This is a genomic window from Vibrio sp. HS-50-1 (assembly GCF_024747315.1).
Lineage (GTDB): Bacteria > Pseudomonadota > Gammaproteobacteria > Enterobacterales > Vibrionaceae > Vibrio > Vibrio diabolicus.
Genome location: NZ_JAMPZF010000012.1, coordinates 42,948 through 49,183 on the forward strand (window position 1 = coordinate 42,948; position 6,236 = coordinate 49,183).

At 45.3% G+C, this 6,236-nt stretch carries 8 protein-coding genes; all 8 read left to right on the plus strand.

Translation table 11 applies throughout. The features are described 5' to 3' along the window. The first annotated feature begins 107 nt into the window (after window positions 1-107). The 8 genes from fkpA to fusA all read left to right on the plus strand — a co-directional run bounded on the left by fkpA (window position 108) and on the right by fusA (window position 6,083). Entirely contained in the window at window positions 108-890 is a 783-nt protein-coding gene (gene fkpA / locus NDJ01_RS08170) for an FKBP-type peptidyl-prolyl cis-trans isomerase (RefSeq protein ID WP_005397659.1), read from the plus strand. Between the two features lie 143 nt (window positions 891-1,033). Continuing rightward, window positions 1,034-1,756, plus strand: coding sequence for a transcriptional regulator (locus tag NDJ01_RS08175; RefSeq protein WP_031780643.1), 723 nt, complete (start codon window positions 1,034-1,036; stop codon window positions 1,754-1,756). After that, window positions 1,753-2,148 (plus strand): sulfurtransferase complex subunit TusD, encoded by a 396-nt coding sequence (gene tusD, locus NDJ01_RS08180; protein WP_046874531.1) that lies wholly within the window; start codon window positions 1,753-1,755, stop codon window positions 2,146-2,148. The genes NDJ01_RS08175 and tusD overlap by 4 nt, the downstream gene beginning before the upstream one ends. Then, entirely contained in the window at window positions 2,145-2,501 is a 357-nt protein-coding gene (tusC, locus tag NDJ01_RS08185; protein WP_258586534.1) for a sulfurtransferase complex subunit TusC, read from the plus strand. The genes tusD and tusC overlap by 4 nt, the downstream gene beginning before the upstream one ends. A 7-nt stretch (window positions 2,502-2,508) precedes the next feature. Continuing rightward, complete coding sequence (gene tusB, locus NDJ01_RS08190; protein ID WP_041852883.1) at window positions 2,509-2,784, plus strand: sulfurtransferase complex subunit TusB; 276 nt, start codon at window positions 2,509-2,511, stop codon at window positions 2,782-2,784. 177 nt (window positions 2,785-2,961) lie between these two features. Further along, on the plus strand, window positions 2,962-3,336 hold the full coding sequence (gene rpsL / locus NDJ01_RS08195; RefSeq protein ID WP_004399892.1) for a 30S ribosomal protein S12: 375 nt from the start codon (window positions 2,962-2,964) through the stop codon (window positions 3,334-3,336). Between the two features lie 101 nt (window positions 3,337-3,437). Beyond that, the gene (gene rpsG / locus NDJ01_RS08200; protein ID WP_005382796.1) at window positions 3,438-3,908 is read left to right on the plus strand and encodes a 30S ribosomal protein S7; all 471 of its coding nucleotides are present in this window, start codon (window positions 3,438-3,440) and stop codon (window positions 3,906-3,908) included. A 75-nt stretch (window positions 3,909-3,983) separates the two neighbouring features. Continuing rightward, on the plus strand, window positions 3,984-6,083 hold the full coding sequence (gene fusA / locus NDJ01_RS08205) for an elongation factor G (RefSeq protein WP_005397643.1): 2,100 nt from the start codon (window positions 3,984-3,986) through the stop codon (window positions 6,081-6,083). The last annotated feature ends 153 nt before the right edge of the window (window positions 6,084-6,236 follow it).

Genomic DNA, 6,236 nt, shown 5'->3' on the forward strand with positions numbered 1-6,236 from the left:
TGTCTTAAGACATATAGCTAGTATATTGATATAACGATTGTCTTCACTAGTCTCATAGAAGATTTGTGCACAACAACCAATGGCAAAGCCATTATTGGGAGAATTTAATGAAATCAGTTTTAAAAGTGTCGCTACTTGCTGCAACAGTTATGCTAGCGGTAGGTTGTCAGAAAGAAGAAACTAAAACAGAAGCCGCACCTCAAGCAGAACAAGTTCAAGCAGAAACCGGTAAAGCGGTTCACTTTAAAACCGACGACGATAAAGCGGCATACGCAATCGGTGTTTCATTTGCTAACTACCTAAGCACAAGCATCGACAAGCCAAGCGAAATCGGCATTAATCTTAACAAAGACTTGGTACTAAAAGGTATCGAAGACGTCTTCAAAGGCAATGCTGAATTGAATGAAGAAGAAACACGTGCAGCACTAGAATCTCTAGATAAGCGTGTTGCTGAAAAGATGCAAGCACAAGCGGCTGAGAAAGCAGCTGAAGCAAAAAAAGCTGGCGATGATTTCCGTGCTGAGTTCGAGAAGCAAGAAGGCGTAGTGAAGACAGATACAGGTCTTCTATACCAAGTTATTACTCCAGCTGAAGGCGAGAAGCCAAAAGACACTGATACGGTTCAAGTACACTACAAAGGTACGCTAATCGATGGTACGCAATTTGATAGCTCTTACGATCGTGGTGAACCTGCAACCTTCCCACTTAACCGTGTAATCCCAGGTTGGACAGAAGGTGTTCAGCTAATGCCTGTGGGTTCTAAATTCAAATTCGTCATCCCGCCAGAGCTAGCATACGGTGATCAAGACACACCAAGCATTCCTGCTAACTCAACGCTAGTATTTGAAGTTGAGCTGCTAAAAGTCGAGAACGACAACGCAGAGCAATAACAATAAGCAGCGATAAGTTATTGAAAAAGGTCCGTTTAACGGGCCTTTTTTGTTCTAGGTCACTAGTTGGTGAGTTTGCTAGGTTGATTTTCAAATTTTCTGATAAACTTACACCAATTTGTTGATTTTTCGCTCGAAGGCTTATGACAACTACAGAAACAATAAACGCGGAGATGTTGCTCGAAATGGAATCCGTTAACGTGATGCCGTTTACCGAGCACGACAAAATCATTTTAAGATCTTATGAGGCGGTCGTTGATGGTATCGCCAGCCTGATAGGTCCCTTTTGTGAAATCGTTCTTCACTCGCTAGAAGACTTAAATACCTCTGCAATTAAAATCGCTAACGGTGAAAACACGGGTCGCCAAGTCGGCTCACCGATCACTGATTTAGCGCTTAAAATGCTAAAAGACATCGAAGGCTCGGAGCGCAACTTCTCACGTTCGTACTTTACCCGTGCAAAAGGTGGCGTGTTGATGAAGTCGATCACTGTTGCCATTCGTAATGGTGAAAATCGCGTGATTGGTTTGTTGTGTATCAACGTCAACTTGGACGCGCCCTTCTCGCAAGTCCTTCAATCTTTCATGCCAACGCAAGAAGCAAAAGAAGCGGCTTCCTCGGTTAACTTTGCTAGTGACGTAGAAGAGCTGGTGGACCAAACTGTTGAACGCACCATCGAAGAGATCAATGCGGATAAATCGGTATCGAACAACACCAAGAATCGCCAAATCGTGATGGAATTGTACGACAAAGGCATCTTCGATATTAAGGATGCCATCAACCGCGTTGCAGATCGTCTTAACATTTCAAAACACACCGTCTACTTATACATTCGTCAACGTAAAACCGAGGACGATGAAAAGTGAGTAAACTGACTTACACGTTGGTGGTGAACGGTCCTGTTTACGGTAGCCAGTCAGCGCGCAGTGCTTATCAGTTCGCCAAGGCGGTGATTGAGCAAGGCCATCAGTTAGTGAGCGTTTTCTTTTATCAAGAGGGCGTGACCAATGGTACTGCTTTGAGTGTGCCTGCCAACGACGAATTTGATCTCAATAAGGCATGGCAATCTTTGGCAAAAGAGCATGGTGTTCGTCTAGAAACTTGTGTTGCTGCGGCTTTGCGTCGCGGGATCGTAAGTGAAGAAGAAGCGAATCAACATGGTTTGGTCCAGAGCAATCTAGCGGAAGGTTTTGAGCAAGCCGGCTTAGGTAGCTTAGCCGAAGCGATGTTAACCCAAGATAGAGTGGTACAGTTTTGAGTCAGCTAACTTATCTATTTCGTAGTGCGCCGCATGGCAGTGCGGCTGGTCGTGAAGGTGTGGATGCACTGTTAGCTGCATCGGCTTACAGTGAAGATATCAGCGTCATTTTCATGGGAGATGGGGTTTACCAGCTTCTACTAGGACAAGAACCGAGTAAGATCTTGAGCAAAGATTATGCGCCGATGCTGAAGCTCTTCGATTTATACGATATTGAACAAGTCTTTGTGTGCTCAGAGTCATTAGCTCAGCGAGGTTTGGCTCAAGCGGACTTAGTCATTGAAGCTCAAGCGTTAAGCTCAGAGCAGCTCAAAGATAAGTTGCAACACGCTGGCAAGCTACTGTCGTTCTGAGGAAGTTATGCTACATATTATAAAAACGGTCTCCGCTCTAGAAGACGCCATGCCCTTATGCAGTGCACAGGATGACATCTTACTTATAGAAGATGCCGTGTACGCTGCTAACTCGCAGCATAAAGCGTTCTCCCACCTAAAAAACCGCAGTGTATTTGTGCTAGAGAGCGATATTCACGCTCGCGGTATTGCGAATCGTATCAGTCCATCACTGACGATCGTGAATTACTCAGGCTTCGTTGAGCTCACAGTTAAACAGGATAAATCGCTTACTTGGGATTGAACGTGATTTACTGTCGCTAAAGCTTTACGGATGAATTGTCCTAATTGAACAAAAAAGATCCGTATATTTCTTGACACACCTCTCACTGCTGCATAGAATTTTGCGTCCCTAACTGCAATGGTAGTTGGGGATAGATTTTTCACAAAGCTTACTTTCAAGTAAATCAGGAGCTAGTTAATGGCAACTATTAACCAGTTGGTACGTAAGCCTCGTGCAAAGCAAGTTGTTAAAAGCAACGTGCCTGCACTAGAAGCGTGCCCACAAAAACGTGGTGTATGTACTCGTGTTTACACTACTACACCTAAAAAACCTAACTCAGCACTTCGTAAAGTTTGTCGTGTACGTCTGACAAACGGCTTCGAAGTTACATCGTACATCGGCGGTGAAGGTCACAACCTTCAAGAGCACAGTGTTGTACTAATCCGTGGCGGTCGTGTAAAAGACCTTCCGGGTGTACGTTACCACACTGTTCGCGGTGCACTTGACTGTGCTGGCGTTAACGACCGTAAACAAGGTCGTTCTAAGTACGGTGTGAAGCGTCCTAAGTCTTAATGGATTCCGTTAAGTAAGGCCAAACACTAAATTATTTTTAATTTTTTGAAAAAACTGAAAAGTTTTGGATAAAACCTGAAGAAGACAACGGAGATAAATCCATGCCACGTCGTCGCGTCATTGGTCAGCGTAAGATCCTTCCAGATCCAAAATTCAAATCTGAATTGCTGGCAAAATTCGTTAACATCCTAATGGTTGACGGTAAAAAATCTACTGCAGAGAAAATCGTTTACACTGCACTAGATGCTATGGCTGAAAAGTCTGGTAAAGACCACTTAGCTATTTTTGAAGAAGCTCTTGAAAACGTACGCCCAGCGGTAGAGGTTAAATCTCGCCGTGTTGGTGGTTCAACTTACCAAGTACCTGTAGAAGTACGTCCGGTTCGCCGTAACGCACTTGCTATGCGTTGGTTGGTTGAAGCTGCGCGCAAGCGTGGTGAAAAATCTATGGCTCAACGCCTAGCAGCTGAAATGCTAGACGCGTCTGAGAACAAAGGTACTGCGGTTAAGAAACGTGAAGACGTTCACCGCATGGCTGACGCAAACAAAGCGTTCGCTCATTACCGCTGGTAATACCTTCTGTGCTGCGAGGTTCTCTCGCAGCACTTTTCTATACTCTAAGGTACACCTTAGTAAGAGGATACAATCGTGGCTCGTAAAACTCCTATTGAGCGCTACCGTAATATCGGTATCTGTGCTCACGTAGATGCAGGAAAAACAACCACAACTGAGCGTATTCTGTTCTACACTGGCCTTTCTCACAAAATCGGCGAAGTTCACGATGGTGCAGCAACCATGGACTGGATGGAGCAGGAGCAGGAACGTGGTATCACTATCACATCCGCTGCGACTACTACATTCTGGCGTGGTATGGAAGCACAGTTCCCTGAGCATCGCGTAAACATCATTGATACCCCTGGACACGTTGACTTTACTATCGAAGTAGAGCGTTCTCTTCGTGTACTTGATGGTGCTGTGGTTGTGTTCTGTGGCTCATCTGGTGTTGAACCTCAGTCTGAAACTGTATGGCGTCAAGCAGACAAATACCACGTTCCACGTTTGGTATTTGTAAACAAGATGGACCGTGCGGGCGCAGACTTCCTACGCGTTGTGGACCAAATTAAAAATCGTCTTGGTGCGAACCCTGTTCCAATCCAACTGAACGTTGGTGCAGAAGATGAGTTCAGAGGTGTCATCGACCTTATCAAGATGAAGATGATCAACTGGAATGAAGCCGATCAAGGCACTTCGTTTACTTACGAAGACATCCCAGCTGACATGATCGAACTTGCTGAAGAGTGGCGCAACCACATGGTTGAATCCGCTGCTGAAGCTAGCGAAGAGCTGATGGACAAGTACCTTGAAGAAGGTGAATTGACTGAAGCTGAGCTCAAACAAGCTCTACGTACTCGTACACTAAACAACGAAATCGTACTGGCCACTTGTGGTAGTGCGTTTAAGAACAAAGGTGTTCAAGCGGTACTAGATGCTGTGATCGAGTTCTTGCCATCGCCAGTTGACGTACCTGCAATTAAAGGTGTTGACGAAAGAGAAAATGAAGTTGAGCGTCACGCTGACGACAACGAACCATTCTCTGCGCTAGCATTTAAGATCGCGACTGACCCATTCGTGGGTACGCTAACGTTCATGCGTGTTTACTCTGGTGTAGTAAACTCCGGCGACGCTGTTTACAACTCTGTAAAAGAGAAGAAAGAGCGTTTCGGTCGTATCGTTCAGATGCATGCGAATAAGCGTGAAGAAGTAAAAGAAGTTCGCGCTGGTGATATCGCTGCTGCTATCGGTCTGAAAGACGTAACAACAGGTGACACACTGTGTGATCAGAACCACAAAGTGATTCTAGAGCGCATGGAGTTCCCTGAACCAGTTATTCAGATTGCTGTAGAACCTCGTTCTAAGGCAGACCAAGAGAAAATGGCTATCGCGCTAGGTAAACTGGCTGCGGAAGATCCATCATTCCGCGTGGAAACGGACGACGAATCAGGTCAGACTCTGATCTCAGGTATGGGTGAACTTCACCTAGACATTATCGTTGATCGTATGAAGCGTGAATTCAGCGTTGATTGTAACGTTGGTAAACCTCAGGTTGCTTACCGTGAAACCATTCGTGGTAAAGCGGAAGTTGAAGGTAAGTTTGTTCGTCAATCAGGTGGTCGTGGTCAATACGGTCATGTGTGGGTCAAACTTGAGCCTTCTGAACCTGGCGAAGGTTTCGTATTCGTAGACGAAATCGTGGGTGGTGTGATTCCTAAGGAATACATCAGTTCAGTATCGAAAGGTATCGAGGAACAAATGAATAGTGGTGTTCTAGCGGGTTACCCTGTACTAGATATTAAAGCTACACTATTTGATGGTTCTTACCACGATGTAGACTCAAGCGAGATGGCGTTTAAGATCGCTGGCTCGATGGCATTCAAGAAAGGTGCACTAGAAGCACAACCTGTGATTCTAGAACCAATGATGAATGTCGAAGTAACCACTCCGGAAGACTGGATGGGTGACGTTGTTGGTGACCTAAACCGTCGTCGCGGTATCATTGAAGGCATGGACGAAGGTGTGGCTGGTCTTAAGATCATCCGTGCTCAAGTACCACTATCTGAAATGTTCGGTTACGCAACTGATCTACGTTCTGCAACTCAAGGCCGTGCGTCTTACTCTATGGAGTTTCACGAGTACGCTGAAGTGCCGAAAAACTTCGCAGATAAAATTATTGCAGAGCGTGGTTACTAATTGACGATTGAACTACAAAAAGTTTACGACTTTTTGCGAGATCAGGGCGTCCAAATATTGCGCTAACGGGCGTTGGCGCATAAAATAACAATTTCTGGCGCGTCGTCGATCAATAATGATCACGACGAATCATAACTAGGAAGGAACACGATC